Annotated in this window: 21 protein-coding genes, 3 rRNA genes and 1 pseudogene; 17 read left to right on the top strand and 8 right to left on the bottom strand. The window is 44.4% G+C overall.

Going from position 1 to position 26,569, the window contains the following annotated elements; all coding sequences use genetic code 11:
- The first annotated feature begins 180 nt into the window (after positions 1-180).
- The 4 genes from HXT33_RS05890 to HXT33_RS05875 all read left to right on the top strand — a co-directional run bounded on the left by HXT33_RS05890 (position 181) and on the right by HXT33_RS05875 (position 4,774).
- Complete coding sequence (locus HXT33_RS05890) at positions 181-951, top strand: alpha/beta hydrolase (protein ID WP_421787616.1); 771 nt, start codon at positions 181-183, stop codon at positions 949-951.
- Positions 952-1,014: 63 nt separating this feature from the next.
- Positions 1,015-1,479, top strand: a complete 465-nt coding sequence (locus HXT33_RS05885) for a nucleoside deaminase (RefSeq protein ID WP_421786976.1) — start codon at positions 1,015-1,017, stop codon at positions 1,477-1,479.
- A gap of 208 nt (positions 1,480-1,687) precedes the next feature.
- Entirely contained in the window at positions 1,688-2,656 is a 969-nt protein-coding gene (locus HXT33_RS05880) for a ketopantoate reductase family protein (RefSeq protein WP_421786974.1), read from the top strand.
- A 207-nt stretch (positions 2,657-2,863) separates the two neighbouring features.
- Positions 2,864-4,774, top strand: coding sequence for an alpha-glucosidase (locus tag HXT33_RS05875; protein ID WP_421786972.1), 1,911 nt, complete (start codon positions 2,864-2,866; stop codon positions 4,772-4,774).
- Here the strand turns inward: HXT33_RS05875 and HXT33_RS05870 are convergent, their stop codons facing one another.
- A complete protein-coding gene (locus tag HXT33_RS05870; protein ID WP_410296292.1) occupies positions 4,775-5,569 on the bottom strand; it encodes an SIR2 family NAD-dependent protein deacylase in 795 nt (264 codons plus the stop codon).
- A gap of 555 nt (positions 5,570-6,124) precedes the next feature.
- Between HXT33_RS05870 and HXT33_RS05865 the strand changes: the two genes are divergently transcribed.
- The 6 genes and pseudogenes from HXT33_RS05865 to HXT33_RS05840 all read left to right on the top strand — a co-directional run.
- A 16S ribosomal RNA gene (locus HXT33_RS05865) occupies positions 6,125-7,651 on the top strand.
- Positions 7,652-7,722: 71 nt separating this feature from the next.
- A complete protein-coding gene (locus HXT33_RS05860) occupies positions 7,723-7,983 on the top strand; it encodes a hypothetical protein (protein WP_421786897.1) in 261 nt (86 codons plus the stop codon).
- 50 nt (positions 7,984-8,033) lie between these two features.
- Positions 8,034-11,094 (top strand): 23S ribosomal RNA (locus HXT33_RS05855).
- Positions 11,095-11,272: 178 nt separating this feature from the next.
- Positions 11,273-11,389: ribosomal RNA gene (gene rrf, locus HXT33_RS05850) — 5S ribosomal RNA — on the top strand.
- Together the 16S, 23S and 5S rRNA genes form the textbook arrangement of a ribosomal RNA operon.
- A 323-nt stretch (positions 11,390-11,712) precedes the next feature.
- Positions 11,713-12,432, top strand: a complete 720-nt coding sequence (locus HXT33_RS05845) for a nitroreductase family protein (RefSeq protein WP_421786969.1) — start codon at positions 11,713-11,715, stop codon at positions 12,430-12,432.
- 127 nt (positions 12,433-12,559) lie between these two features.
- Positions 12,560-12,715: pseudogene (locus HXT33_RS05840) on the top strand (helix-turn-helix domain-containing protein); the annotation flags it as partial.
- A gap of 179 nt (positions 12,716-12,894) precedes the next feature.
- Here HXT33_RS05840 and HXT33_RS05835 read toward each other — a convergent pair.
- The 3 genes from HXT33_RS05835 to HXT33_RS05825 all read right to left on the bottom strand — a co-directional run bounded on the left by HXT33_RS05835 (position 12,895) and on the right by HXT33_RS05825 (position 15,256).
- Positions 12,895-13,266 carry a hypothetical protein gene (locus tag HXT33_RS05835; protein ID WP_004112863.1) on the bottom strand — a complete coding sequence of 124 codons (372 nt, stop codon included), beginning with the start codon at positions 13,264-13,266 and terminating at the stop codon, positions 12,895-12,897.
- A 161-nt stretch (positions 13,267-13,427) separates the two neighbouring features.
- Positions 13,428-14,588 carry a histidine kinase gene (locus HXT33_RS05830; protein ID WP_421786967.1) on the bottom strand — a complete coding sequence of 387 codons (1,161 nt, stop codon included), beginning with the start codon at positions 14,586-14,588 and terminating at the stop codon, positions 13,428-13,430.
- Positions 14,585-15,256 (bottom strand): response regulator transcription factor, encoded by a 672-nt coding sequence (locus HXT33_RS05825; RefSeq protein ID WP_004137067.1) that lies wholly within the window; start codon positions 15,254-15,256, stop codon positions 14,585-14,587. The genes HXT33_RS05830 and HXT33_RS05825 overlap by 4 nt, the downstream gene beginning before the upstream one ends.
- A gap of 476 nt (positions 15,257-15,732) precedes the next feature.
- Between HXT33_RS05825 and HXT33_RS05820 the strand changes: the two genes are divergently transcribed.
- The 4 genes from HXT33_RS05820 to HXT33_RS05805 are packed head-to-tail and all read left to right on the top strand — an operon-like array spanning position 15,733 to position 19,089.
- Positions 15,733-16,635 (top strand): efflux RND transporter periplasmic adaptor subunit, encoded by a 903-nt coding sequence (locus HXT33_RS05820; protein WP_421786964.1) that lies wholly within the window; start codon positions 15,733-15,735, stop codon positions 16,633-16,635.
- Entirely contained in the window at positions 16,632-17,342 is a 711-nt protein-coding gene (locus HXT33_RS05815) for an ABC transporter ATP-binding protein (RefSeq protein ID WP_421786962.1), read from the top strand. The genes HXT33_RS05820 and HXT33_RS05815 overlap by 4 nt, the downstream gene beginning before the upstream one ends.
- Positions 17,326-18,537 carry an ABC transporter permease gene (locus HXT33_RS05810; protein ID WP_421786960.1) on the top strand — a complete coding sequence of 404 codons (1,212 nt, stop codon included), beginning with the start codon at positions 17,326-17,328 and terminating at the stop codon, positions 18,535-18,537. The genes HXT33_RS05815 and HXT33_RS05810 overlap by 17 nt, the downstream gene beginning before the upstream one ends.
- A 27-nt stretch (positions 18,538-18,564) precedes the next feature.
- Entirely contained in the window at positions 18,565-19,089 is a 525-nt protein-coding gene (locus HXT33_RS05805) for a hypothetical protein (RefSeq protein ID WP_410314713.1), read from the top strand.
- 44 nt (positions 19,090-19,133) lie between these two features.
- On the opposite strand, the gene HXT33_RS05800 is transcribed toward HXT33_RS05805, so the two are convergent.
- Entirely contained in the window at positions 19,134-20,396 is a 1,263-nt protein-coding gene (locus HXT33_RS05800; RefSeq protein WP_419389158.1) for an MFS transporter, read from the bottom strand.
- Between the two features lie 137 nt (positions 20,397-20,533).
- A complete protein-coding gene (locus tag HXT33_RS05795) occupies positions 20,534-22,060 on the bottom strand; it encodes an aminotransferase class I/II-fold pyridoxal phosphate-dependent enzyme (RefSeq protein ID WP_421786957.1) in 1,527 nt (508 codons plus the stop codon).
- A gap of 299 nt (positions 22,061-22,359) precedes the next feature.
- Between HXT33_RS05795 and HXT33_RS05790 the strand changes: the two genes are divergently transcribed.
- A complete protein-coding gene (locus HXT33_RS05790) occupies positions 22,360-22,617 on the top strand; it encodes a hypothetical protein (protein WP_032841754.1) in 258 nt (85 codons plus the stop codon).
- Between the two features lie 32 nt (positions 22,618-22,649).
- Here the strand turns inward: HXT33_RS05790 and HXT33_RS05785 are convergent, their stop codons facing one another.
- Positions 22,650-23,432: a nitroreductase family protein gene (locus tag HXT33_RS05785; RefSeq protein WP_421786955.1), complete on the bottom strand. Its 783-nt coding sequence runs from the start codon at positions 23,430-23,432 to the stop codon at positions 22,650-22,652.
- Positions 23,433-23,499: 67 nt separating this feature from the next.
- Entirely contained in the window at positions 23,500-23,955 is a 456-nt protein-coding gene (locus tag HXT33_RS05780) for a DUF4235 domain-containing protein (protein WP_421775933.1), read from the bottom strand.
- 172 nt (positions 23,956-24,127) lie between these two features.
- Here HXT33_RS05780 and HXT33_RS05775 point away from each other — a divergent pair, with 172 nt between their 5' ends.
- Both HXT33_RS05775 and HXT33_RS05770 read left to right on the top strand, forming a co-directional pair.
- On the top strand, positions 24,128-24,838 hold the full coding sequence (locus HXT33_RS05775; RefSeq protein ID WP_421786953.1) for a histidine phosphatase family protein: 711 nt from the start codon (positions 24,128-24,130) through the stop codon (positions 24,836-24,838).
- 177 nt (positions 24,839-25,015) lie between these two features.
- Positions 25,016-26,431: an ABC transporter substrate-binding protein gene (locus HXT33_RS05770; RefSeq protein ID WP_119521544.1), complete on the top strand. Its 1,416-nt coding sequence runs from the start codon at positions 25,016-25,018 to the stop codon at positions 26,429-26,431.
- Positions 26,432-26,569: the final 138 nt, after the last annotated feature.

The following is a 26,569-nucleotide window of genomic DNA, read 5'->3' as shown; positions in this document are numbered from 1 at the left end:
AAAGTTACTAAAATCAAAATATTCATTCTTTAAATTTCTATTAATTAATTTTTATTAATTAATTTTTTATATGTGTATGCTGTAAATCAGAAAATCATAATGATTTGATACAAAATATTTATTAAAATAAAGATTTGTAACGTAACAATTTATACAAGCGGCGGTGAGGCAATGACTACTATGTCTACTAACGATGAACCAAATCGCAATAATGCGCAAATCAATTCTTACGAACCGCATATTGGCCGCGAATCTCACGTAGTGCCGGGTCGTTTTGGAGAGCCGCTGAAAGTAACGCAAGTACAGTATTCGCAAGGAAACGCTGCTGCGCACCCAACGCACCCACTGCTGCTGTTATTGCACGGCTGGGGATCTAACGAAGAAGATTTGCTAGATTTGCTGAGAATTGTTGCGCCTTATAACGATGCAATTGCACTACGCGCTCCACTTAAGCTTGAAGAGGGAGCTTACAGCTGGTTCCATGACGCTGTGCCGCAGCGAGAAGATTTAGATTACGACATGTATGCTGCTGCAGCCGCAATAGACGAGTGGGTGTGCGCGAATATTCCCGAAAATCGAGATGTTGTTCCATTCGGATTTTCTCAGGGAGCAGCGCTCGCAGTTCATTTATTGCGCTTGAATCCTGCACGTTATCGCGCATCCGTTGCGCTTTCCGGATTTATAGCTCCTAACGTTCCTGCCTCTGCAGACGAAATTGCTTTAAAAGATGACGATTTAGCTGAGCACAATACGCCTGTATTTTTCGGATACGGTTTAGAAGATGATGTGATTCCGCCTTATGAATTTTCAGCAGCGGCCGCTTGGCTTGAGGAGCACACGTGGCTTGAGGAAAAGCGGTACAAAGGTCTTGATCATGCTGTGCATATGGAGGAACTTGGTGATATTCGAAAGTGGTTCATGTTGCACGATATTACGTCGGGACTTCTGTAGCAGTTGCGATTTGTGAGTTGATTGTGTGAGTTGATTGTGCAGTTGATTGTGTGAGCCGATTTTATGAACAAAAATGATGATTCCGTTACTTACGCAATGAAGGAAGCGTTGCGGTTGGCGGTCGAAGCGGCTAAAGCTGGAGAAGTTCCAGTTGGTGCAGTTGTGCTTGATGGTGACGGAAATATTATTGGCCGCGGCGCAAATTTGCGCGAAAAGATGGACGATCCTTTAGCTCATGCGGAAGTGCTCGCTATGAAATCTGCTGCTTCTTCGCGCAAATCTTGGAATTTATCTGACTGCACTTTGGTAGTAACTCTTGAACCTTGCCCAATGTGCGCTGGAGCAATCTTACAAACTAGACTTCGTCGCGTAATGTTTGGTGCTTGGGATGCAAAGTTGGGTGCGTGTGGATCTGTATGGGATATTTTACGAGACCCACACGTGGGATCTTATCCGGAAGTTATTGGTTCGGTTTGTGAATCTGAATGTGCACAAGTTTTGCGAAACTTTTTTGAAAATCACCGTTAAAACGGAATAATTTTTTAATTAGAAACGCCATAAGAAACGCAATCAGAAAAATTTTTGACAATCCCCGCTAATTGAGTAATATGCTATAAAAACAAAAAGCAATCGTTTTTACTTTTGCTTTTGCAATATTTGTAGTCGCTTCGACGTAATTCCTGTAAAACGCATGAATCTCGCCTAAGCACATTTTTACCTAAAAGGAGGTGTCACTATGAGTGGCATGAAATATGCAATGATCGGTTCGGGAGCTATGGGATATCGCTATGGCGTTTTGTTGCAGGAAACGGCTGGCATTCATGTTGATTTCATTGACGCCTGGGATGAAAATGTGAATAAGGTTCGCGAGCAAGGCGGCGTAATGGTTAGCCGAGACCATGAAAACCGCCATTTAGTGCCGATCAATATGTATACGCCTGAAGATTATGACGGTGATCCAGACGTGTGGATTGTGTTTATGAAGCAAATGCAGCTTGCGGAAATGTTGGAGCGTTGCAAGCATTTGTTCAAAGAGCATCAGGTTGTGTTTGCTGCAATGAACGGCTGGGGACACTTTGAAAAGTTGCAGCAGTACTTCCCGGATGACCATATTTATGGCGGAACTGCAATGATTGCAACCGTTTTGAATGGTCCGGGAGACGTTGATTTTATTGGTAAAGTCGGCGTTGGAACCATGAATATGTGCGCGTTAAACGAGCAGGTGAGTGACGTTGAGCTTGCTATGCGAGACGACTTTAAGGCTGCCGGATTGAACCCTACTATTACGGAAGATTTCAAGGGTACATGCATGGCAAAGGTGATTTTTAATTCCGTAATTAATACTTTGTGCACTATGTATCAGATTCAAATGGGTCAGTTTATTTCTTACCCAGGCGCTATGGATATGGCTCGACAGCTTATTAACGAAGCGTATGACGTGTGTGATCGCGCCGGAATTCGAATGGTTAATACGCGTCAGCAGGAGATGGAAGCTATCGATTACGTAAGTCGCGTGGCAAATCCTTTGCACTATCCTTCTATGTACCAAGATATGAGCCGCGGCCGCGAAACGGAAGTCGATTACATCAACGGTTATATTGCGAAACTTGGTCGCGAAAACGACTATGTTTGCCGCACTCACGAATTCTTAACTCACGGCGTGCATTTGGCGGAACTTGCATTCAAGCTGCATCATCAGCAGTGATTTGGAGAGCATCCCTATAGATCTTGTAATGAATGAGAAGGAGGCACGGCTCGCGGCTTTTGCTGCGGGCCGCTTTTTTATTAGCTGCGCAATATCTGATATTCTGCTAAAATTTAGAGTCTAAAATCACAAATACTATTAAATATAAAATTATTCGTAATACAAAATACGCAGTAAAACTTACTTACTTAAATAAATGGGGAATGTATGACTACTTTTGACAGAGCAAACTTGCCGCAATCCGTGCGCACAAACGGCGCTACGCCAAACCCTTGGTGGGCGAATGCAGTTGTGTATCAGATTTATCCGCGAAGCTTCCAAGATACTAACGGCGACGGCATTGGTGATTTAAAGGGAATTACTTCGCGCCTCGATTATTTGGCTGATTTAGGCGTTGACGTGCTCTGGCTCAGCCCTGTTTACAAGTCTCCGCAAGACGATAACGGCTACGATATTTCCGATTATCAAGATATTGATCCACTTTTCGGAACTTTGGAAGATATGGACGAGCTTCTGGCTGGAGCTCACGAGCGCGGGCTTAAAGTTGTGATGGATTTAGTAGTAAATCACACTTCTGACGAGCATGCTTGGTTCCAGGCTTCTAGGGATGCTACTAGTGATTACGCAGATTGGTATTGGTGGAGACCTGCGCGCGAAGGATGCGTTCCTGGTGAGCCGGGCGCGGAGCCAAACAAGTGGGGCTCGTATTTTGGCGGTTCCGCGTGGACTTATGATTCGAAGCGCGGAGAATACTATCTTCACCAGTATTCTCCAAAGCAGCCAGATTTGAATTGGGAAAATCCCGCGGTTCGCGCTGCCGTGTACAAGATGATGAATTGGTGGATGGATCGCGGAATTGACGGCTTCCGCATGGATGTGATTACGCAAATTTCAAAGCATGTTGATTCTGAAGGCCGTTTGCCGGGTGAGGTTGGTTGCAAGATTGAAGATTTGCCAGCCGGAGCCGACGGCTATTCTTCGCCATTCCCGTTCTGCTCGGACGGTCCTCGTTTAGACGAATTCTTGCGCGAGATGCGTGCAGAAGTTTTCGAAGGGCGCGAAGGCTATCTTACTGTTGGCGAAGCTCCGGGAATTTCTCCGCACCGCAACACGTATATTACTGACCCTGCTCACAGCGAGCTCGACATGCTATTCCTGTTTAATCACGTGGATATTGATTGCGAAAACGGCACTAAGTGGAATCCTGTGCCGCTAAAGCTTACGGCATTAAAGCGCGTAATGGCCGAGCAGCAGCAAGCTGTAGCGGATGCTGGTTGGGCGAGCCTGTTCTTTAATAATCACGATCAACCGCGTGCGCTTTCTCGCTGGGGAAGTGAGTCTAGCGACGAGATGCGCGTGCGCTCTGCTAAGGCGATTGCAATGCTTCTTCACATGCATCGCGGCACACCTTACGTGTACCAAGGTGAGGAAATTGGTATGACTAACGCGCACTTTACTCGTCTCGAGCAGTATCGCGATTTGGAAGCGTTGAATATGTTTAAGCAGCGAGTAGAAGAAGCGCATATTCAGTCGGCTGAGTCGATGATGGATGCGCTCGCAAAGCGCGGCCGCGATAATTCTCGAACTCCAATGCAGTGGAATGCTTCTAAATATGCGGGATTTATGCCTTTTAATGTCGCATCGAAAAATAATGCGGAGCCGTGGATTAGTGTGAATCCTAATTATGTGGATATTAATGCGGCTGAGCAGATGGAAGATTCTGATTCCGTTTACGCTTTTTATAAGTATTTGATTGCGCTTCGTCATTCGGAGCCGATTGTTTCTGCTGGCTCTTGGAATTTGGTTGATGCGGATGACGAGTGTGTGTACGCTTTTGTGCGCGAGCTTAAATCTGATTGCGTGATGAAGAAAGATTCTACGGGATCTAATGCGGAATCTTCTTCAGAATCTACAGAACGCATGCTCGTAATGGTTAATATGACTGATTCAACTGTGCCTATTCCTGCACAAAGTGCGAAAATGCTGCAAAATTGCGCTTCTGGTAGCTTTACAGAGCATGACGTAATGGTTACAACCTACGACGTAAATCACGCGCTTGCATCGCTTAAAAACGGTACTCTTGCGCCTTGGGAAGGTATCGCTGTTACCTTGCAATAATTACTTTGCAATAGTTTCGTCTACTAATTTTGGCAGAGCTTTCGCAATATCTTCGCGAATAATACGCTCTGCCAAATAATCATATTGTGTAGCGCCCAGGTTCATTATCGTAATCGGTACTCCTGCGCGCGCAGCTAACGGCACTAGGCTGGCAGCTGGAAATACTTCTAACGTGGAGCCAATAACCCATAATTCATCTGCTTTAACAATTGCTTGCGCGCTGCGTTCCATAGCGCCTTCGGGAAGTGCTTCTCCAAAATAAACAACGTCTGTTTTTATAAGACCGTTGCAAGGCATATTTCCGCGGTACGGCAGAGCGCGCCTGCAATGCGGATCCGGGTGCTCATCTAAATCTGCCATAATATCGGCAGTTTTATAGCTCGCGTGGCAGCTCATGCAGTGCGATGTTCCAATGCTTCCGTGCAAATTCACTATGATGTCTGGATTATTACCAGCTTTTTCGTGAAGCGCATCAAAATTTTGTGTGGCTATAAGGTCGAGCATGCCTGCCTGCTCGAGTTTTACAAGTGCTTTGTGAGCTGTTCCCGGCTGTGCGTTCCAAACGGGCGACTCTTTTTGCCATCTCCAAGAATATATGCGTTCCTCTTTACTGCTTAAAAATGCGTCTATGTCATAAACGCTCATTTGTTCTGGGTGCTTGGTCCATACGCCGTCTGGACCGCGAAAATCTGGAATGCCCGCGCTGGTAGATATTCCCGCGCCTGTTAGCACAACAATATGATGGTGTGCGTTGTTGCGTGCGTTATTCTTGCTATTTTTCTCGCTATTTCTCATATACATATATATAGCACGCATATATATTGTGTGCACGTATATTGCAAGCATATTGTTTTTGCTGAGTTTTTATTTATTTTGTTTTTGATTTTTTCGCAACACTCCGTGTTTTGGGTATTTTGATTATTTTTTTGATTATTTTTGCTGCATATTTGCCGTTGTTTGTGCGATTGCGATTTTTTTGAGCGCTACTGACGTTGTTTCAACACGCCGATGTTTTGGCTTCGTTTCAATGGTTTTGGCTTGTTGGCATGTGTGTGATTTGCTTTTGAGTGTGGTTTGGTGTAAGTTTATCTCTTGCTGCTCAGCGCGGCTGGTTCTTCTCCTTCGGGGTTGATTGAGCCGGCTGGTGTGGTGGTGGTTTGAGAACTCAAGAGCGTGTCTGTACTACTTATTAGTTAATTATTGCCAGTTCATTGCCTGCCTCACAGATTGTGGGGTGCCTGAGAGATGGTTAAATGGTGGTGAGGTTTTTGTTGGGATGTTCTTTCCTTAAAGAATGTCTCGTCTTTTTCTTTTATATTGGAGCCTTATGTTGGCTCTTCATTGAAGTTTTTCGTGGAGGGTTCGATTCTGGCTCAGGATGAACGCTGGCGGCGTGCTTAACACATGCAAGTCGAACGGGATCTAGTCAGCTTGCTGACTGGTGAGAGTGGCGAACGGGTGAGTAATGCGTGACCAACCTGCCCCATGCTCCAGAATAGCTCTTGGAAACGGGTGGTAATGCTGGATGCTCCAACTTGACGCATGTCTTGTTGGGAAAGTGTTTAGTGGCATGGGATGGGGTCGCGTCCTATCAGCTTGTAGGCGGGGTAATGGCCCACCTAGGCTTCGACGGGTAGCCGGCCTGAGAGGGCGGACGGCCACATTGGGACTGAGATACGGCCCAGACTCCTACGGGAGGCAGCAGTGGGGAATATTGCGCAATGGGGGAAACCCTGACGCAGCGACGCCGCGTGCGGGATGAAGGCCTTCGGGTTGTAAACCGCTTTTGATTGGGAGCAAGCCTTCGGGTGAGTGTACCTTTCGAATAAGCGCCGGCTAACTACGTGCCAGCAGCCGCGGTAATACGTAGGGCGCAAGCGTTATCCGGAATTATTGGGCGTAAAGAGCTTGTAGGCGGTTCGTCGCGTCTGGTGTGAAAGCCCATCGCTTAACGGTGGGTCTGCGCCGGGTACGGGCGGGCTAGAGTGCAGTAGGGGAGACTGGAATTCCCGGTGTAACGGTGGAATGTGTAGATATCGGGAAGAACACCAATGGCGAAGGCAGGTCTCTGGGCTGTTACTGACGCTGAGAAGCGAAAGCGTGGGGAGCGAACAGGATTAGATACCCTGGTAGTCCACGCCGTAAACGGTGGACGCTGGATGTGGGGCCCATTCCACGGGTTCCGTGTCGGAGCTAACGCGTTAAGCGTCCCGCCTGGGGAGTACGGCCGCAAGGCTAAAACTCAAAGAAATTGACGGGGGCCCGCACAAGCGGCGGAGCATGCGGATTAATTCGATGCAACGCGAAGAACCTTACCTGGGCTTGACATGTGCCTGACAGCTGCAGAGATGTGGTTTCCCTTCGGGGCAGGTTCACAGGTGGTGCATGGTCGTCGTCAGCTCGTGTCGTGAGATGTTGGGTTAAGTCCCGCAACGAGCGCAACCCTCGCCCTGTGTTGCCAGCGGGTTATGCCGGGAACTCACGGGGGACCGCCGGGGTTAACTCGGAGGAAGGTGGGGATGACGTCAGATCATCATGCCCCTTACGTCCAGGGCTTCACGCATGCTACAATGGCCGGTACAACGGGATGCGACATGGTGACATGGAGCGGATCCCTTAAAACCGGTCTCAGTTCGGATCGTAGTCTGCAACTCGACTACGTGAAGGCGGAGTCGCTAGTAATCGCGAATCAGCAACGTCGCGGTGAATGCGTTCCCGGGCCTTGTACACACCGCCCGTCAAGTCATGAAAGTGGGCAGCACCCGAAGCCGGTGGCCTAACCCTTTTGGGATGGAGCCGTCTAAGGTGAGGCTCGTGATTGGGACTAAGTCGTAACAAGGTAGCCGTACCGGAAGGTGCGGCTGGATCACCTCCTTTCTACGGAGTTTTTGTGCACGCTCAGATGAGTGTGGTTACTGGTGTGGAAAACAATAGTTAACGTTTTTTGAATGAGTATGTTGGGCATGCTTTTGGGTTCCCGGATTGCCACCCCCCTTTGTTTTGGGGTTGCGGTCCTTGACTCACAGGATTTCAGGTTGATGCTTTTTAGTGTTGGCTTGGGTTTTGTGGTGTTGTGGTGGTTTGAGAACTGGATAGTGGACGCGAGTGATTATGTGAGATTCTTTTTAGGGTTTCATGTTTTTGCTTTTACTGATTTTCGACCGGCTCCATTTTGGTGGAGTCGTCTTGATCGTTTTGTGATCGTTTAGTGTGATGATTTGTTGTCTAGAGAATTTTGCTGTTAGGTTTCTTACTGGTGTGTGTCACTGGTAAGGGCGTATGGTGGATGCCTTGGTAGACAGGACCGATGAAGGACGTGACGGGCTGCGATATGCCTCGGGGAGCTGCCGAGTGGGCTTTGATCCGAGGATTTCCGAATGGGGAGACCCGGCCACTGTTATGGGTGGTCACCACAGTTTTTGTGGGGGGTACGCAGGGAAGTGAAACATCTCAGTACCTGCAGGAAAGGATACTCCGTGAGTAGTGGCGAGCGAAAGCGGATCAGGCTAAACCGGGTGCGTGTGATAACCGTCAGGTGTTGCGCATTCGGGGTCGTGGGATTGGTTGTTCAGCCTCTGACGGGGTTGAGAAGAGTGATAAAATGTCGTGCTAGGTGAATGGGATTGAATTCCCAGCCGTAGAGGGTGATGGCCCCGTAGCTTGTCGTGCGATGTCTCTTTATGCTTATTCCCAAGTAGCGCGGGCCTCGTGGAATCCCGCGTGAATCTGCCCAGACCGTTGGGTAAGCCTAAGTATTCCTGTCTGACCGATAGTGTACTAGTACCGTGAGGGAAAGGTGAAAAGCACCCCGGGAGGGGAGTGAAATAGTTCCTGAAACCGTGCGCTTACAATCCGTCGGAGCCTTCTTGTGGGGTGACGGCGTGCCTATCGAAAAATGAGTCTGCGAGTCAGTGGTATGTGGCGAGGCTAACCCGGGTGGGGGAGCCGTAGCGAAAGCGAGTTTTAAAAGGCGTTTTAGTCGCATGTCCTGGACCCGAAGCGGGATGATCTAGCCCTGAGCAGGTTGAAGCGCGGGTAAGACCGTGTGGAGGACCGAACCCACCTAGGTTGAAAACTGGGGGGATGACTTGGGGTTAGGGGTGAAAGGCCAATCAAATTCCGTGATAGCTGGTTCTCTCCGAAATGCATTTAGGTGCAGCGTCGTGTTATTGCTTACAGGGGGTAGAGCTACTGGATGCTTGCGGGCCCATACCGGGTACCAATAGCAGCCAAACTCCGAATACCTGTTAGGTTTATCACGGCAGTGAGTCGGCGGGGGATAAGCTCCGTCGTCAAAAGGGAAACAGCCCTGATCGTCGTCTAAGGTCCCGAAGCGCGTGCTAAGTGGGAAAGGATGTGGAGTCGCATAGACAGCCAGGAGGTTGGCTCAGAAGCAGCCATCCTTGAAAGAGTGCGTAACAGCTCACTGGTCTAGTGGTTCCGCGCCGACAATGTAGCGGGGCTTAAGCACGCCACCGAAGACGCGGCTGCATGATTTGTTTCATGCGGGGTAGGAGAGCGTCCTGTAAGGGGTGAAGCGGCCGTGTGAACGTGTCGTGGACTTTACAGGAGTGAGAATGCAGACATGAGTAGCGAGAGACGGGTGTGAATCCCGTCCGCTGGATGACTAAGGGTTCCGGGGCCACGTTCGTCGTCCCCGGGTGAGTCGAGTCCTAAGGCGAGGCCGACAGGCGTAGTCGAATGGATGAACGGGTTGATATTCCCGTACCGGTGTTACACCGTTCGAACTGAATCTGAGAGTACTAACCTTCATTTACAGGCTGGCTTCCTTTCGGGGTTGTTGGCTTGTTTGTGTTGGGAGCGTATCGGTAGTAGGTTAGCGTGGGAGTGACGCGGGTAGGTAGCCGGCTGCGGAGGTGGTTTTCCGTGGCTAAGCGTGTGGGCTGTCCTCTAGGTAAATCCGGGGGATGTTAAAGCTGAGGCGTGATGGGTAGGCTGTAAGGCTGATTCCGGTGATCCTGCTTGCCAAGAAAAGCTTCAACGTGAGGTGTGATTCCGCTCGTACCCTAAACCGACACTGGTGGTCTGGTAGAGTATACCGAAGCGATCGGGCGAATCCTGGCCAAGGAACTCGGCAAATTACTCCCGTGCCTTCGGCATAAGGGAGACCCCTGATGGTGATATGGTTTCACACTGTTGAGCTGTTGGGGGTGGCACAAGCTAGGGGGTAGCGACTGTTTACCAAAAACACAGGAGCGTGCGAAGGCGTAAGCCGCTGTATACGCTCTGACGCCTGCCCGGTGCCGGAAGGTTAAGAGGATCCGTTAGCTTCGGTGAAGCGGTGAATTTAAGCCCCGGTAAACGGCGGTGGTAACTATAACCATCCTAAGGTAGCGAAATTCCTTGTCGGGTAAGTTCCGACCTGCACGAATGGCGTAACGACTTCCCCACTGTCTCGGCCAGGAGCCCGGCGAAATTGCAGTACGAGTAAAGATGCTCGTTAAGCGCAGAAGGACGAAAAGACCCCGGGACCTTTACTATACCTTGGTATTGTCGTTAGGTGTGGATCGTGTAGCATAGGCGGGAGGCTGTGAAGCGCGGGCGCTAGCTTGCGTGGAGTCGACAGGTGAAATACCGCTCTTTCCATATCTGGCGTCTAACCTCGACACGTTATCCGTGTTAGGGACAGTGCCTGGCGGGTAGTTTAACTGGGGCGGTTGCCTCCTAAAGAGTAACGGAGGCGCTCAATGGTCCGCTCAGCCCGGTTGGCAATCGGGTGTTGAGTGTAATCGCACAAGCGGGCTTGACTGTGAGACTGACGGGTCGAGCAGGGACGAAAGTCGGAGATAGTGATCCGGTGCCGGCGTACGGACGTGGCATCGCTCAACGGATAAAAGGTACCCCGGGGATAACAGGCTGATCATTCCCAAGAGTCCATATCGACGGGATGGTTTGGCACCTCGATGTCGGCTCGTCGCATCCTGGGGCTGGAGCAGGTCCCAAGGGTTCGGCTGTTCGCCGATTAAAGCGGCACGCGAGCTGGGTTCAGAACGTCGTGAGACAGTTTGGTCTCTATCCTCTGCGCTCGTTGGAATGTTGAGGAGACCTGCCCATAGTACGAGAGGACCTGGGTGGACGAACCTCTGGTATGCCGGTCGTCACGCCAGTGGCGCCGCCGGTTAGCTACGTTCGGAAGGGATAACCGCTGAAAGCATCTAAGCGGGAAGCCTGCTCCAAGATAAGCATTCCTTGCACTTTAGTGTGTGAGCCCCCATGTAGAACACGTGGTTGATAGGCTGGACGTGGAAGCCCTGTAAGGGGTGGAGCTGACCAGTACTAACGGGCGATGGTGACATTCTTCCCTTCTGCTTTTTAAGAAGGGGCTGGTTTGAAACTTGAGTATTATTTTCTAGCATCATGGAGTATTAAACGATTCGCTTAACGATTGGTTAGTAAAAGCTTTTATTGCTCGCGTTCATGTCCGGTTCCCAAACCGCCACGTTGCCACTCACGGTTTGTGAGTGTATAATATAGTTTTGCGGTGGTCATGGCTCAGGTGAGACGCCCGGTCCCATTCCGAACCCGGAAGCTAAGGCCTGACACGGCGAGGGTACTGCACTCGATAGGGTGTGGGAGACTAGCACGCTGCCGCATTAATCTTTGATTAGCGGGGAACTTGATTGTTCCCCGCTTTTTTTATTCCCACACTACTGTTATCTGTAATCCTCGAGACGCTGGCATAAACTTACGGCAAATGTTTCCATATAACGCCAAAACAACAATAAACGCCGGAGAAAAACTAAGGAGAATGTTCCAAAATAACGTCAAAACAGACAACAGAGACACGCGCGCAGAAAACGTACTGCACCAGTGTCCGAAGAATGGCCAGCGCGCGCTAAATCGCAGCGCTTCGGCAGGCCGTAGCGCAAACTCGAGAAAAGTACTGCGTGCGTATTTGGTGCGATATACTAAAAGACATGACTACACAAACTTTTGAAGCACTCGCAAAGTCGCGATTTTCTGCACGTGATTTTCTAAATAAACCAGTCGATTCTAAAATTCTTGAAACTATTTTGCAAACAGCTGCACAATCGCCGAGCTGGTCCAACACTCGTGGATACATGCTAGCTATTGCTCAAGGGGAACTAAAGCAGCAGCTTATTGATGCATATACGCAAAAATGCAAAGCAATGTTTCGTACTAAAGACGCTACCCTTAGCGAAGAAGAGCGCCTTATAGCCCAGAAAATGAGCCAGCCGGATGGAGATTTTCCTGTAATGGCTCCGTATCCACAATCACTTAAAGAGCGCAGTGCGCGTTTAGGGTTGGCGTTGTATAAACATTTAAATATTGATCGTAAAGATTTTCCTGCTCGGAATGCTCACACTTTGCGCAACTTCCAGGCGTTCGGTGCGCCAGTTATGGGATTTGTGTTTGTTCGCCGCGATTTTCTGCCGTTTTCTGCGCTGGATGCTGGAATTATGCTGCAAACGTTACTGTTGGCTGCTAAAGAGCAAGGCGTAGATTCATGCCCGCTTGGCGTTCTTGCCGCGTGGCGTTCACCGCTTGACGAAGTATTCGACATTCCGCCGGAGTATGCGCTGATTACTGGTTTTGCGCTGGGGTATGCGTCTGAAGCGCACGTAAATACTTTCCGCGCGGAGCATCCGCCAATCGAACTTGCGCAAGAAAAGTAGTTCCACAAAAACCAATCTATCTTGCAAAACCCAAAGTACTTTGGAAAATATCAGATAGAAGTGCGCGCATTGCGGTTATAGATTTATACGATTTTTATATGCAATGCCTATTTACTTAATTGATAAATTAGATGCAAAATCGGCAGCTATAAAAACTCAGCAAGAGGCATCTATGCTTATGCGTGAAACGGTTCGCATACTAAGGAATCAGGGCTTGACGGTTCGTGATGTTGCAGAGCTTACGGGGGTTACTCCGCAGCGAATAAGTTCGATTAAAGCTTAGTGATTTAATGCAATATGCTTTAGTCTCTGAGCAAATCAGTCGCTCAGTAGTGTATAAACTTTATGCAAAACAAATCATTAACAGATAAATAATCAAAGGCCAAGTCGTAAGATGCATGTTTACAGCTTGGCCTTTGAAAATTGCGATATGTTTTAAGTTAAAATCGTAGTCTAATGCTTTTATTTATTCTTGGCAATTCCAAGAGCTTTTGAACTTTCATCCTTGTCAAGGCCTATAAATAGAAGCACGATTATGCCAATAATCAGCGGAACATAACCGTATCCAGATCCGTGGATTATGCCGAATATTTCCATAAGCCCATTTGCTATTACAGCTAGTGAAGATACGATAAAATATAGCTGCGCGCACCACGGTTTTTTAATGAGAAACATGGTTGCAAGACCAAATAATCCAGCGATAATTTGAGGCACTCCCCATAGATAATCATTACGCATTACAATCAGCGCAATTCCGCTAGCAAGAAATACACCATTGGCTATTGTCCAAAATACGGACGGAATTTGTGCTTTTGTATCTTCTAAATTACTCATATTCTTCTCCTTCTAATACAAGAAAATAATTGTGTATATAAAACTTTGACAATTTATAAATTAATGGCGTGCTAAAAGGTAAACAATATCTTGTATATGAAAACCTTTACAAATAATTACTAACTAAAACTGCTTAAGATTCATTAATCTTTTAAACTGAATCAGTAAAGCATACTATCTATACAGTTATGTTCATTTTTGAAAGGAATAACTGCATTACATTCCCAATACTTACCAAAGGCTCGAAAATAGAGTGAACCGCCTAAATGCTTTATTGTATCGCGATGAAGCAGAAGTCCTTTTTGAGATACTGAACGAATTGCATCTTTACTTTTCCTGTCCAAAAATCGAACATTGAACTGTTTTATAACAATTTGTTTTTTACGTATCGAAATTCTGATGTAATAAACTAAAGAAGCATATTTTCGCATGTTCAAATATAGTTCTTCGATTAATTCAATAACTTCACAGATGATTTCATCGTTAATATTTTCAGGAATATCGTTACTAGATATATTGCATATGGATCTTCCTTTTAATCCACAAGATGTATTGATTGAGTCGTTCATTTGTAGTGTATCTTCAATGTGCTGAATAAACTCGCTTCGAGCATCTTGCTTAGCAGTATTTCCACGTAGAATGTCGATAATATTATGACCTTCTTCAAAAGCCTGATCTGCCAAATCATTTATTGCCTCAATAGCACTTCGCTGTTTTTTAGAAATAGACTTGTCAAGTAATGCTATTTTACTTTGTAGTGCAATATCTGCAATCTTATTAGTTAATCTATCGTGCATTCGCACAGCCAGATGAAGATTATTAATTGTTTGCTTATCTTTTTCATAAAGAACCATTTTTTGGTGAGAAATGCGCAAAATAATACCAGTGCAAACGCAAAATATATTTATTAAAAGGTAAGCAATAAGATACTTGAAAGACAAAGTTGATAAGTATCGGTATGCAACGTAGTGTAATGCATCTATTACTAAGAATAAAGGTAGTGTAAATTGAATCGGATATAAATACGAAATAAAAACAAATGATATGATGAGCCCGAAAGTTACTGGTGGAAGATTCAGACTAGGAATAACAAGAATGCTGAGGTGTACAAAAATATAGCACATGCTCATAAAATGCGGGAGCAAGCAAAGAAACAAATTTATAGCAGCAAGAATCATGTAAACTATGACAAGTTGTATTGTGCTATTGTCGCTATTTGAGTAAATATATGCATCCATTGCGCTCGACAAACATCCCAATAGTAAAAATGTTTTATTGTCAATAATCTTTTCTCGCAAACGACGCATTAAGAAAATAATCATTGTGTATCATTTCCTAAATATTCATCATGCAGCCATGTGGTAATAAGTTGTGAACGATTTGTCACATTCAATTTTTTGAACACGCGACGAAGGATAGTTTCCACAGTACAAGTTTCAACAAATAAACGTTTAGCGATTTGCGCATTAGTCATTCCTTTACTGCACAACTTTACAATTTCAGTCTCATGATCCGTTAAAGCAAGGCGTCCATTTTTTGGCTTATTTTGCAAACGTTGGAATGCTGTCGTCGTGTCGTCAAAATGAAAATCGCCTATTATTTGTGGCTTGAACGTGCCATGGGCAATACTGCTAAGCATGGCGCAAATAGTTTCTGGGTGGTTCTTTCCAACAATGCCTTGCGCGCCTGCTGTTGATGCTTTTAAAGCATAATCGTTGATAGGGAATGAAGTTATAGCAATTATTATTGGGAGTGAGTATCTTCTTCGCAATTCGTATAATATTTTAATTCCCGAAACCCCAGACATATACATGTCAATTAGCAGCACGTCTGGGCATTGATTTTGACAAAACTGAATTGCTTGATCGGCGTGCGCGGATAACCAGCAAATATTGCAGGACGGAACAACCTGTTCAATATATGTTTTTAGGCCGTGTAGACAAAAACAATCATCATCAACAATGCCAACAGTAATACGCTTTGCTATCATACTGCTCCTTTAGAAAAGCATTATTTAAGTAATAATAATACTTGAATTTGTATGATGAATATCTTGTCTAGGAAAACCTTTACAAAGCAGATTGTATAAAGGTAGTTGCTTGGAGCTTACGGGGGTTACTCCGCAGCGAATAAGTTCGCTTAAAGCTTAGTGATTTAATCACAATGTGGTTGAGGCTATGCGCAAGTAAGTCGCTCGGTAGTGTATAAACTCTATGCAAAATAAATCATTCTCTGGTATTATGCAAGCTCCAAAAATCATAAATAAAATCATCATTTAGTGTGATGCAAACTCTTTACGGCGATTATAAGCTATTAACCAAAAGCTGAAATTCTAAATGAAGTGGTAATCATAAAAGCGTTAATTGCAGCATTACCGAGCCCTTTATTTATTTTGGATCAGTTTGAGAGGCTTGTTTCGACGCATCCTATGCGTTTGCGAGTTTGGAGAGTAAGGAGCTTTGTGTTATGCGTAAGTTTACGAAAGTATTCTTGTTCGCTGCTCTGCCAGTGTGTTTGCTTACTGCATGCTCTGGTAGAGCAGTTGATAATAGTCAGCAGCAGGCATCACATGATTCAGTTCCACTTGTTTCAGTCAAAAAACAGCCTTTAACACAAGTTGTGTCGGGTAAAGCAGCAATAGAACAATCGTCTACCTTTGTTATCACTGCTGTAAGTAGAGGGAATTTTTCTCCATCGGTAAAAGCAGGAAGTGTTGTAAAAGCTGGAAGTGTTCTAGGCTACAATGCTGGTAACAAAATTATTGCTCCCGTAGGCGCTAAAGTTGTGTCAGTAGCTGAATCATCTGCGGACGTGCCTAAATCTTTCCCGCTATTCACTCTTAAATATGAAGGTTTTTCAATAAGCCTTAACGCAAAAGCTTTACTTCGTTCTGCGGATATTACAGATGTTAAAGGTCGCTTCCAAGTTGAAGACAGTGTTGGACCAACCAATTGTTTGCAAATAGTACAAAGCGGTGGAACTTCTACCGATGTTGCAGCTTCGGGTAGTAGCAAGAATGATAATGCTGATTCAACTCAAACAGATGAGTCGAGTGCGCAAAGTACGCCTAGTGTATCGTCGAAAGTTTTAACGTGTTTAATAGATAAAAGCACAGAAGTAGAATCAGGCCAAAATGCGACGCTTGTTTTTAATGGCAAGCATAAACAATCGGTTCTAACTCTGCCTGTTAGTGCGGTTGCTGGAAGAGTCCAAAAAGGATTAGTCTCATACAAGAAAGGCGATAATTGGGAGCGTAAAGAAGTTGGTCTTGGAATCAGTGACGGCGCTAATATTGAAATTACGTCTGGTTTGCATGAGGGTGATGTTGTAGCAGGTGTTTCTCCTGATCTCATTCCAGGAGTGCAATGATTATGGAGAACAATCCTGTTCCACTGGTTGAACTACAAGACGTGTCAGCGCGTGTAAAACTAGGCAATGGCGAATGGCTTACCACTGTTAACTCTGCCTTTATGTTACTTAATCAAGGTGAAACATACGCGGTAGTTGGCAGGTCTGGTTCCGGCAAAACGAGTCTTATTTCTATTATTGGATTTTTGAATAAAAATTTTACTGGAAAATACTATTATTCTGGCAAGTCAATCCAAAAGTGTAGTGATAATACAGTATCGCATATGCGCGCTCGAAATATTGGTTTTGTTTTCCAAAACTATTCTCTCATTAAGCATTTAAGCATTAGAGAAAATGTTGAGTTGCCGCTTTTATACGCAGGACTACAACAAAGCAAGCAGACAAGAAGAAAAACGATAGAAGAAGCATTATGTGCTGTTGGATTGCAAGATAAACTAAACGAATACCCTGGAAGTCTATCAGGCGGTGAACAGCAGAGAGTCGCGATAGCGCGTGCTCTCGTTACTAATCCCGAATTACTTATTTGCGATGAGCCAACTGGTGCGCTCGATAGTAGTACGGGAGAAAAAGTGCTTCAAGTGTTGCATGATCGTGTTCAAGAATCTGGAACAACATTACTATTGGTCACTCATGATATGAAAGTAGCTCGTTCTTGCTCTCACATTTTTACTATGGAAGGCGGTGTTCTTTATGATCATGCTGCTTAAAGATTTGCGCCTGTCTCCTATGAGATCCTTCCTCACAGGTTTTTCAATGTTTATCGGCATCATTGCTGTTATTGCGTCAGTGCTTATTGGCACGGTTGGTAAGGACTATCTTATTGCAACTAACGAACAGCTAAACGGTCGTAGACCAACATACGAGATTACTTTTTCAGCACAAAATTTTAACGAATATTCAGTATTTGACAAATTCTTAAATCGCATTGAATCCGCAAACCGTAACGCTAACGTTATGCTACAACCAAACGCTGGACTACTGTTTAGCGCTTCTATGCCAGCCTCGAAGAGTGTAAAAATAAGCAAAGAATATAAAACCAGCAATCTTCAATATGTTGACGCTGTTTACACTACGGCAGGATACAACAGAGTTTATAACTTACCTATTGTAAGTGGAAGATGGTTTAGTAATAGCGATAAAAGCAACGCATTAGAAATGGTAGTAAACCAATCTGCTAGCAAAAGATACAAGATTGGTGAAGTAGCATTTATTACTTCTCGCAAAACAACACAAATGAGTCCTATAAAGATTGTTGGAGTTGTGAACGATGGCGTAGACTCAGCAAAAGTATACGTGAATATTCTAGGATTATTACGTTACGCTCCAACTCTTTGGGAATATTCTGGAAAAGAAGTTCAAGGCTCAATCTACTGGTTGAATAAAGAAAATCGTCCTCAAAAATCAATTAAATCTTATGTTTCAGATGCTCTTTACGACTGTTGTGGTGGACAAGTAAACGAAATTAGAAGACATGATAATAGTGATGATTACGAGAATGTGATAATAGTATTGCAATTAAGTTTTGCTATCGTAGCAGCATTATTGCTTTTTGTTTCCGCGCTAGGTTTAATCAATATTGGTTTAGCATCGTTGGAGCAGCGCACGCATGAACTGCTTATACGCAGAGCTTTGGGTGCTACTAAATGGTCGATTGCTTCACTCGTGTTAGGCAGTGCGATTATTTTAGCACTAATAGTTTCGATTGCTGCTGTTGCTGTTTCTTTTGGTCTTGTGTCTATAGCATCAAGTTTTTGGGATGCGGCAAGCCCCGTTAGTCCGCCAGTTTACCCATATGAAGCCGCTATTGGAGCTGTTATTGCGGCTTTTATTACAGCGCTTGCTGGAAGTGTGGTGCCGGCAATAAAAGCATCGCGTTTACAACCAGCATTAGCATTGCGTTAATTTTCAAAAAATAAGAAAGAAGGAATAATGAATAATCATACTATTGGTAAAGCAACTCTTATTGTTGGTGTGCTTAGTGCGCTTCTTATGCTTAATGCGTGTGGAGGAATAGGCAACAATAATGCGAGTGGTGTGGATGGTGCGCGCTCGCAAAATAGTTCGTCTAGAGAGACTGTTGATTTTGCTCATATAGAGAAGGAGTATCAGGAATCTGTGGCAAAGCTTAGTTGGCCTGAAAAATATAAAGCTCCTGCAAACTTGGTTGGAGAAGAAAAAGACAGCCAGTTCCAGAGTGGATATGGTGATACGCAAGCATCTAATTATTATCAGTGTGCTTGGGAACGGCAATGGTTAGACACGTATGCTAGTGATGAGCAAGCGGCAAGTAAAGCTTTGCATGAGCTCGAAAAAGTGCCTAGCATGCCGTTTATGGGTCCAGACCGTTGTGATGATGCAACGCGAAACTTTTTCAAAGAGCATATGCGTAAAGCAAAACTAGGAGATCCGTCAGGATTCCAACAGGATGTGCAAACTAATTGTCCTGTGATGTAATTGCATTTGCATAGCTTTATTGTGCTTTCGCACTAAATAGCTTGTTATATGCTTCTTTTTACCCATGCTGATGGTGTCCAATAATCTTTGGTAAGCATTGATGGGTATGTTTGTTTACGAGCTTGAATAATCCATAAGGCTATACCTGTTGAAACAAGTATTACGCCAGAAGCAATCATTATGAATAATGATGAATTTAGATTTCCCCATGCTAGTACGCTTGCATACCCTACGATAATGCCGCATTGCTCCATAATAGAAGTAAAAGTAGTAGTTGCGCCGAGAATGTGTGTTGGTATGCCATCGAGAAGAGCTGTTTGCCCATAGACAATAGTGGCGTCAAAAATAATACCTGCAATGAAAGCAGAGCAAAGAAAAAGAGCAATCCAATTATTAAGTGCGAAAATAAGTAAAGGAATAGAAAGGAACCCAGGTAATAAAATAGAGTATAAAATCTCATAATGTAGCACAATATATTTGCATAATAGCGAACCTACAATCATGCCAATGTTAAATATGCTGACTATTGACCCCCACGTGGATGCCGAATGAAAAAGTGTGAGACAATGGTGTGCTCCCATTAGTCTGAATGCAGCAAGCCATGATCCAGATTGTAATGCTGATACTACTCCTAAGACTATTAACCATGGTGTAGATTTCATATAGTGTAGAGAAGCTGCAAAACCAGCAGTTTTATTGCTTCCTGTCTTCGTATTGTTTGAGCTATTTTGTGCTTGCTGGTTTAGATTAACTAACAGTAGAGGTAGCGCCGCTAGTATCATCACAATAGCAATGCTCGTAAAGAAAATGAGCGGATTACATATATCAACAAATATGCCAGTAATCGCAGGTGCAGCAAGCCTGCTGAGATTAATCCACATACGCATGCTTGCCAAAAACTTGGTTTTTTCGCCAGTTGGTGCGCTATATGCCATCAATACTTTTTGATTAGGCGAAGAAAATGCGGTAAAGAACCCGAATATTATGCCGAGTAGTGTAACCGTAATAGCAATAAGATTATGCTGTGCTACTAAAGCGAAACCGTATCCAGTACACAACAAGGCAAAACAAAACGTTAGTGCTATAAACAATCTAGTTGGTGGATATTTATCTGCAATAATTCCGCCAAGCGGTGCTGCTACGCAGGTCATAAGTGCTACGGAAACCGCGTTAAGCGCTGCGTGAGATAAGTCGACATGTATTAAAAGATATAGACTTACGCCAAATCTACAGCTCGTTAAAAGAAAAGCATTAAGCGATAAAACGGATATAATCAAACCCGATCGTACTCGTGCTACAGCGCTCATTGCTTACTCTTCTTACTTTTCTTTCTTTCATATTAAGAATGATATGTGTCTTTTGATATGTACACCTTTATTTACACCTTTTTCTGGACTGTGAGCGAAATGAGTGTTTTGTTGCAGTTTATAGGCAGGGGTTGCGGCTACTGGCGATAGTAGGAGAGGAAGTTAGAGAGTTTGCTCATTGCGTCGCGGAGTGTTTGCAAGCGCGGCAAGTAGACTACGCGGAAGTAGCCTGGAGTCTGCCAATTAAAGCCTTTTCCGTGCACAATCAGCAACTTCTGATCGCGAAGCAAATCAAGCGCGAACTGCTCGTCGTCGTGAATGTTGTAGCGAGCAGGATCGAGCTTTACAAACATGTAGAAAGCAGCGTCTGGCCGCTCAACGCTTACGCCGTCCATTTCCTGAAGCGCGTTATAGCAGTACTCGCGCTGCTCGTACACGCGTCCTCCTGGCTCCAAATACTTTTCAACACTTTGGTATCCACCCAAAGCAGTCTGAATAATCGACTGTGCAGGAACGTTCGAGCACAAACGCATATTAGACAGCATGTTAAGCCCCATAATGTAGTCGCGAGCCTTGGATTTATCTCCCGAAAGGCTCATCCAACCAATGCGGAAGCCAGCAATCATATGCGACTTAGAAAGTCCGCTAAAAGTTACGCAGAACACGTCTGGAGCAAGAGAAGCAATCGAAATATGCTTCTTGCCGTCCATAACAAGACGGTCGTAAATCTCGTCAGCAAAAATAATCAGATTAAACTCGCGCGCAATCTTAACAATCTCTTCCAAAACTTCGCGACTATACAGCACGCCCGTAGGATTATTCGGGTTAATAATCACGATTGCTTTAGTGCGAGGCGTGATTTTAGAGCGAATATCGGCAATATCTGGATACCAATGCGACTTTTCGTCACACATGTAGTGCACAGGAGTGCCGCCAGCCAAGCTCGCGCACGCAGTCCACAACGGATAATCTGGGCTTGGTATAAGAATCTCGTCGCCGCAATCAAGCAGCGCTTGCATAGAAAGGTTAATCAGCTCGGAAACGCCGTTTCCAGTGTAAATATCTTCCATTTGCACGCCTGGAATGCCCTTGAGCTGGTCGTATTGCATAATTGCTTTGCGCGCAGAGAAAAGTCCGCGACTATCCGAGTAGCCTTCGCAGTCAATAAGCTGCTGCTGCATGTCGTAAATTACTTCGTCTGGAGCGCGGAAGCCAAAAGGCGCAGGATTTCCAATGTTGAGCTTTAAAATATGCGTTCCATTTGCTTCCATACGGTTTGCTTCTTCAACAACAGGACCGCGAACGTCGTAAAGCACGTGTTCGAGTTTTGTGGATTTGTTGAAGTTTCTATGTTTGAGTGTTTGTGAAAGTTCAGCTTCTGTAAGCTGTGGCTGATTTAATTGTGATTCTTCTGCAGACTGGCAGTTTTGATCGATTTTTGCACAAGAATGACCGCCTTTGATTCCGTCGCCGCTGATTCCAAGAATTTCAGCAAGCATGTTACGCACGTCTTTGCGAGGCTCAGTTTTGCCGCTTAAATACTGGCTTAACTGGCTTTTGCCAAGTTTATGGCCGTTTTTTGATGCAAGCTCGATTACGTCAATCTGCTTGTATCCCTTGCGTTTCATAGCTTTCTTAAGCTCGTCAGCAAAATTCTGTGCCATAATCTGTCTTTCTCGTAAAACCAGCATTTATAAATTGAACAAGTTCACAATAAAGTTCAAAATATAAGTATTAAATTGAATTATTTGCCCAATAATAGTCGCTGAAATTGTTTTTGTATAGTAATTTTTCAAAAAATGACGAAAAATAGTAGAAAAATTGAACTAAAGTATAAGAAATTGAATTTATTTTGAACTTTCGTGAATGTGTTTTGTGGCTTAAGTTTAGGAATAATGCGTGATTTACGCTATTGCGTACGTCTTGTATAAGCTCTGTTAAGCGGTTTGATACCATAAAGGCTATGTATTTCTTTACTCCGAGGCGCTGCGAATCTACCCAAAAAATCATGTATAAGAATAAAGGGCAGGCTCTTATGGCAGCGGAGCAGAGTTTAAGAGAGCGCGGAACACAGTTATGGGTTTACGCTTGCGAATATTGCGGTTGTTGGCATTTGACGCATAAAAACCCGGTAGATCGCATGTATTCCGATATGCGCTCGCCGTCTGCAAGCGCGAAGCCGAAATCTAGAAAACGCGGATACAAGCCAAGACGGCGCTAAGTTAAAGTTGTGCTAAGTTAAGGCGGAGCTAATTATGCAACGTTAAAACCTTGCCTTGCAACTTGCTCAACATCCTCTGCCTCATGCTTTTTCGCACTATTATCAGTTGCTAATGCAACAATTTGCGCACTAAAAGCATCAACTGGTCGGCTAGCGTTTCGCAAATCGTAATATTGATGCACGCGATTGTCGAAATCAGCAAGATTTTCTAATAATTCAGCGTCGTCAGCAGGGTAAGTGTTTTCAAAAATCTGCATGTTAGCGCTCATTCGTGGCTTTAATTCCGGATTTTGCGCAGGCTCACCAATTGCCAAGCCGAGCACAGGGTACGTGTATTCAGGCAAATTCAAAATATCAATAAGCTGAGTTCTACTGTTCAAAATTGAACCAAGAATTACGCAACCAAGACCCAAAGATTCCGCGGCAGTTTCCATGGCATGAAGTGCTAAAATAACGTCATTTTGTGCTTGAGTAAAGCGGTAACGAGTTTTAAGCATGAACTCGTCGCTGCTGGTGTCGATGCCATTTTTTTGCGCGATTGCAGCGTTTCTGTGTTGGTCGATAATAAAAACGTACAACAGCGGAGCAGTGGCAATATATGTTTGATTGCCGATTTCGGAAAGCTTCTGCTTAATTGAGTTATCCGTAATTTTAATCGCTGACCAGTCGTTCAAAAACTGGCTGCAAGCGGCTCGCTGGGCTACGGTTTCAAGAGTTGCGACTGTATCTTCGTCAATTGTTTCATTGCTAAAAGCGCGAATTGAGCGGCGGTTCAGTAAAGTATCAATAGTTTCGTTATGACGTAAGTTTTGCACGTTTCTTTTGTCCCTTATCTTATTTTTCTTTTTCTTATTTCTGCATTCTCAGTTCATTTGTTCAAAATCAGAATTTATTTTTTCTAAATTGACGCTTTCTTTGCCTTCGCGCAATATAAGATAAGGTTCCGCTGCTTACTAAGCGACCAACAATCGTAGTAAGAATCGCAGAAAATACTGCAAAACCAATAGACATTAGCAACGGCTCTTCTTGCTTAACACGTTGCTTTTGCTCAATTTTTTCTTTAGAAAGATTGTTAGGATGATTGTTAGAGTCTAAATTGATTTTTCGAGTATCAACATGTTTTTTCCATATTACGTGCGCAATCTGCCCGGCAATAAACGTTGCGAAAGAAGGCAGTGCGACTTTAAGCAACGAATCTCCTAAAGTATTTGGGTTTTTTAATCGGCGCTCGCGAAGCGCATCAATCTTATGATTCGCTGCATTAAGTCGTTGCACGGTAATTTGAGCTGCGCGATGATTGCGAGCGAATTTATTATTTGCCGATGATAATTGCGTCATATTTTCTATGTTAGTGGTAACGAAATACCAATTTTGGCGGTAACATAGAACAGTAATCTTGATTTGCAGCAGTGTGGATGCATTTTGAGAATTGTTTACGTAAAAATCAGTCGTGCTGTGCGGCGCCCGGCGCGATAGAAGGGTACTTGGCGCGCTAAAGGAATGTGAAGCTATGCAAACTAATGGCACTCAAGAATTGAATGATGAAAAGTGTGAAGAACTTGGACGTTTAGTGCTGCTTCGTCACGGCCAAACAGCTTGGAGTGTGTCCGGCCAACATACTGGGCGCACAGATTTGCCGCTTACTGAAGTTGGTGTTGAACAAGCAAAAGAAGCTGGGGAGCGTTTGCGTAAGGAATTTCCGCAAGGCTTTAATCCAGATTGTGTGCTTGTTAGCCCGCTTCGTCGTGCGCAGCAAACAGCTCAGGGCGCTGGATATTCTCCATATACGTTGTGTGAAGGGGTTGTTGAGTGGGATTATGGGGCAGCAGAAGGTCGCACGCGCGCTGATATTGCTGAATTAAGTGGAGTTGAGGCTTGGGATGTGTGGAAGCATGGGCCTAAAGCACTTCCTGCGCATATGATTACTGATGCTAAAGAAACTTTGCCAAATGGCGAAAATGTTTCAGTGCACCGTACGTCTGGTGAAACTTTGCAAGAAGTTGCAGAGCGCACGCAAAGCGTTATTGATGCTGCAATGCCTAAACTTAAGCAGGGTAAAAATGTGCTTGTGGTTGCGCATGCTCATGTTTTGCGCATACTAACTACTCGCTGGCTGGGAGTAAATCCTGAATTTGCGCGACTTCTTCGTATGGATACTGCGCATTATTCTGTGTTGGGCGAGTACAAAGGCGATAGTGTGATTGTGCATTGGAATTGCTGAAATACAGTTTAGAATTTCAGATATTTTATTGCGATTTGCGCAAATCTTTTTGCAAAGATATTTATATATTTGAGTCTTGCGTTTGCTGTAATATTAGCTCACTATTGTGATTTATTCAGTATTCAATAGCAGTAATTAGTTAGTTCGTAAGAGATTAGCAGTGTGTGGAAAGGTTCGATGATGAGTCGTTCAGTTAAGTCGATTATTGCGCTAGTGGTTTGCGCTGTTTTGGCGGCTTGCGCGTTTACTGCTTTTGGTTTTTCTAAGTCTTTTGGCGCAAATACCGATAGGTCTGCTAATGGGAAGGTTATTTTCTTCAATTTGAAGCCTGAAGCTACTGCTGCATGGGAAGAAGTTGCTAGAAAGTACAAGGATGAAACTGGTGTTACAGTAAGCATAGTTACACCAACTGGTGGTCAGTATGAAAAGAGACTTAAAACTGAAGTAGAGAAAAATGCAAATAAGCCAGATGACATGCCTACGTTATTCCAGATTAACGGTCCTGTTGGCTACGCTAACTGGAAGGATTACACTGCTGATTTAACTAATTCTCCTCTTTATACGCAACTTAGCAATAAAAATCTTGCTTTTATGGATAACGGTAAGCCGGTTGCTGTGCCATATGTTACTGAAAATTACGGCTTGATTTACAACAAGGCTTTGCTTGCTAGGTATGCGGATCTTAAAGATGCAAAGTTGAAGCCGGAAGAAGACGGAAAATCTTTTGAAGATCAAATAACTTCTTTCGGTAAGTTGAAGGCTGTTGCAGACGATTTGCAAAAGCGCAAGGATGAGCTTGGGATTGACGGTGCTTTTGCGTCTGCAGGTTTTGATTTGAGCTCAGACTGGCGTTTTAAGACGCATCTTGCAAATATGCCTTTGTATTATCAATTCGTTAAGAATAACGTTAATGGTCAGCCTCAGTCAATTAATTACGACTATGTTGATAATTTCAGGAAGATTTTTGACCTTTATATTTCTGATTCCACAACTCCTGTAAGTCAGTTAAGCACTAAAACTGGTGAGGATGCTGTTTATGAGTTTGCTCTTGGTAAAGCTGTGTTCTACCAGAATGGTACTTGGGCTTGGGGTGATCTTTCAAAAGCTGGCATAAAGCCTGCCGATGTTGGCATGCTCCCAATTTACATTGGTGCTAAGGGCGAAGAGAAGCAAGGCATGGCTACCGGTTCTGAAAACTATTGGTGCATTAATAAAAAGGCTTCAAAAAAGAATCAGCAGGCTACTAATGCCTTCCTTAGTTGGTTACTTACTTCAAATTATGGTAAGGATGCTTTAGCTAATAAGATGGGTTTTGCTACTCCTTTCATAGGTTTCCCTAAAGCAGAAAATCCTCTTGTTCAGGCCGCTGTTGAGTACACTGCTAAGCCAGGCAAAGTGCCTGTTAAGTGGGTGTTTCTTACTATGCCATCTAACGGTTGGAAAGACGATGTTGGCTCTGATCTGCTTACATACGCTCAAGCGACAAAAGACGGTATGACTTCTATTGGCGCTGAAAAGGCGTGGGATACTCTTAAATCCGCGTTTGTTAACGGATGGGCTAAGGAATATAAGATTGCTCATGGGCGTAGTTAGCTTAATTAAATAATTTGTTTTGAACTATAATCCTCAAGGGGTTGCGCAATCGTTTGCTAAATTGTTGCGTAATCCCTTTAATTATTTTCAAAAATACCTTCCAATTTCATTAAAGATATTATTATGTGCAGTTTTTAT

This window comes from Gardnerella sp. DNF00753, from assembly GCF_049244275.1.
GTDB lineage: Bacteria > Actinomycetota > Actinomycetes > Actinomycetales > Bifidobacteriaceae > Bifidobacterium > Bifidobacterium greenwoodii.
This window is presented reverse-complemented; position numbering and strand designations above follow the sequence as displayed.

What these genes read in the sequence shown, in the direction of transcription:
- HXT33_RS05890 (WP_421787616.1), top strand. Translation starts at nt 181, where the DNA reads ATGTCTACTAACGATGAACCAAATCGCAATAATGCGCAAATCAATTCT.
- HXT33_RS05810 (WP_421786960.1), top strand. Translation starts at nt 17,326, where the DNA reads ATGATCATGCTGCTTAAAGATTTGCGCCTGTCTCCTATGAGATCCTTC.
- HXT33_RS05790 (WP_032841754.1), top strand. Translation starts at nt 22,360, where the DNA reads ATGTATTTCTTTACTCCGAGGCGCTGCGAATCTACCCAAAAAATCATG.
- HXT33_RS05845 (WP_421786969.1), top strand. Translation starts at nt 11,713, where the DNA reads ATGACTACACAAACTTTTGAAGCACTCGCAAAGTCGCGATTTTCTGCA.
- HXT33_RS05860 (WP_421786897.1), top strand. Translation starts at nt 7,723, where the DNA reads ATGAGTATGTTGGGCATGCTTTTGGGTTCCCGGATTGCCACCCCCCTT.
- HXT33_RS05795 (WP_421786957.1), bottom strand. Translation starts at nt 22,060, where the DNA reads ATGGCACAGAATTTTGCTGACGAGCTTAAGAAAGCTATGAAACGCAAG.
- HXT33_RS05820 (WP_421786964.1), top strand. Translation starts at nt 15,733, where the DNA reads ATGCGTAAGTTTACGAAAGTATTCTTGTTCGCTGCTCTGCCAGTGTGT.
- HXT33_RS05775 (WP_421786953.1), top strand. Translation starts at nt 24,128, where the DNA reads ATGCAAACTAATGGCACTCAAGAATTGAATGATGAAAAGTGTGAAGAA.
- HXT33_RS05880 (WP_421786974.1), top strand. Translation starts at nt 1,688, where the DNA reads ATGAGTGGCATGAAATATGCAATGATCGGTTCGGGAGCTATGGGATAT.
- HXT33_RS05870 (WP_410296292.1), bottom strand. Translation starts at nt 5,569, where the DNA reads ATGAGAAATAGCGAGAAAAATAGCAAGAATAACGCACGCAACAACGCA.
- HXT33_RS05835 (WP_004112863.1), bottom strand. Translation starts at nt 13,266, where the DNA reads ATGAGTAATTTAGAAGATACAAAAGCACAAATTCCGTCCGTATTTTGG.
- HXT33_RS05780 (WP_421775933.1), bottom strand. Translation starts at nt 23,955, where the DNA reads ATGACGCAATTATCATCGGCAAATAATAAATTCGCTCGCAATCATCGC.
- HXT33_RS05800 (WP_419389158.1), bottom strand. Translation starts at nt 20,396, where the DNA reads ATGAGCGCTGTAGCACGAGTACGATCGGGTTTGATTATATCCGTTTTA.
- HXT33_RS05815 (WP_421786962.1), top strand. Translation starts at nt 16,632, where the DNA reads ATGATTATGGAGAACAATCCTGTTCCACTGGTTGAACTACAAGACGTG.
- HXT33_RS05770 (WP_119521544.1), top strand. Translation starts at nt 25,016, where the DNA reads ATGATGAGTCGTTCAGTTAAGTCGATTATTGCGCTAGTGGTTTGCGCT.
- HXT33_RS05885 (WP_421786976.1), top strand. Translation starts at nt 1,015, where the DNA reads ATGAACAAAAATGATGATTCCGTTACTTACGCAATGAAGGAAGCGTTG.
- HXT33_RS05805 (WP_410314713.1), top strand. Translation starts at nt 18,565, where the DNA reads ATGAATAATCATACTATTGGTAAAGCAACTCTTATTGTTGGTGTGCTT.
- HXT33_RS05875 (WP_421786972.1), top strand. Translation starts at nt 2,864, where the DNA reads ATGACTACTTTTGACAGAGCAAACTTGCCGCAATCCGTGCGCACAAAC.
- HXT33_RS05825 (WP_004137067.1), bottom strand. Translation starts at nt 15,256, where the DNA reads ATGATAGCAAAGCGTATTACTGTTGGCATTGTTGATGATGATTGTTTT.
- HXT33_RS05830 (WP_421786967.1), bottom strand. Translation starts at nt 14,588, where the DNA reads ATGATTATTTTCTTAATGCGTCGTTTGCGAGAAAAGATTATTGACAAT.